Origin of the sequence: Limnospira sp., from assembly GCF_051859755.1 — a bacterium.
Lineage (GTDB): Bacteria > Cyanobacteriota > Cyanobacteriia > Cyanobacteriales > Microcoleaceae > Limnospira > Limnospira fusiformis.
This window is the reverse complement of record NZ_JBIMLI010000336.1, coordinates 1-1,347: the sequence shown is the minus strand read 5'-3', so window position 1 is coordinate 1,347 and position 1,347 is coordinate 1. Positions and strand designations below refer to the sequence as shown.

The window sequence follows — 1,347 nt, the reverse complement described above, 5'->3', positions numbered from 1 at the left end:
TTCCTAAATGATACAGCGCATTTCCTCGGCTAAACCAAGCTTTATGTAAATCCGGTTTATATTTTAGGGCTTGGTCATAGGAGGATATCGCTTGTTTATACTCTCCTGAATAAGACAGCGCCACCCCTCGGTTATACCAAGCTTTATGGTCATCCGGTTGAAATTCGATCGCTTTTTCCCAGGAGGATATAGCCCCACGCACATCACCATTATCATATCGTTGTAATCCATCGTTAAACCATTTCTTAGCATCAGCCGGGAGAGAATCAGTCGAGGTTGGGGCGGGGTTGGGGGGTGCTGCTTCGGGGGGAGTTTCTGGCGGTAATAAATAAGCCGCTATCTCGGAAATTGCGCCACAATTTAACTTCTTTAATAATGATAGCTGCCGGGAGATTTCTGGGTCTTTAGCGCTATGCTGAAACCGGGGACACCATTCCCGCCATTGGCTTTCCGTCACCCGGTGTTCATTCCGACGCAGCCAACCCATCACCTGGTCGCGGTTCCAACCTTGACCTACCTTAGTCAGCAATTGTCGAAATAACCATTCATATTCATGGTCGGGGAGTCGGGGAGGGTTTGACCTCTGCGGTGGTGGGGGAGGGTTCAGCAAGTTGAGTAACTTATTCCCCACCTGGGTCAACCATTGAAGAAATCGGCGCACCAGGTGCATCAGTTGCTTAAACCATTGACGAAATCGGCGCACCAGGCGCATCAGTTGGTTAAACATAAGTAGTTATCGGGAGTATGAAACCATAAAAAACCCCTGTCCGCTACTGGGGGGTGATAAATATTGTAATCCTTTCCCACAGTCGCGGGTTTCACGTCCTCCACCTACCCCAGCCACCTGTCACAAATTAATTTCCCCTTCTGGGTTTTCCCGGTGCGGATTTTCTGGCGTTAAGTCACCATATCCATGGTTTCTCAGGTCTGTCCTAACCCTTCCCGTAGAAACAGTTGCAGCGTCATTTCTTTTGGGGGGTACATTCAGTTAATAGATGGATATCACTTCAATAGTTGCCTGAAAAACTGTTTTAGTTTGCCAACTACCGAAGGATTTAGCGTTTCTTTGGAGGCATTTACCGGGTCGGGAGAATGAAAAATTACCTCCGCTACCTCCGCCAGATTGCTTAATTCTTTGCTATAATCATCACGCTCGAATTTCGGTAGATAGCCTTTTTTTCGATCGCTTCCCTCAGCCATTAGTCGATCGCACCACAAAAAACGGCGGCGGGAAAGGGCGGGTGTATATAACTGGCTGGTGTGTTCGATAGCTGACTGCTGCACCCGCCCCTACATTACATTGGGCGCGTTATTCGAGGTCGAAATTTGGTGAAATTGGCTGAAAAT

Annotated in this window: 2 protein-coding genes; both read right to left on the bottom strand. The window is 48.0% G+C overall.

Going from position 1 to position 1,347, the window contains the following annotated elements:
• Window positions 1-727: tetratricopeptide repeat protein (locus ACTIE0_RS24430; protein ID WP_439517043.1), on the bottom strand; the 727-nt coding region annotated here is incomplete at its 3' end.
• Between the two features lie 275 nt (window positions 728-1,002).
• On the bottom strand, window positions 1,003-1,284 hold the full coding sequence (locus ACTIE0_RS24425) for a hypothetical protein (protein ID WP_235720272.1): 282 nt from the start codon (window positions 1,282-1,284) through the stop codon (window positions 1,003-1,005).
• Window positions 1,285-1,347: the final 63 nt, after the last annotated feature.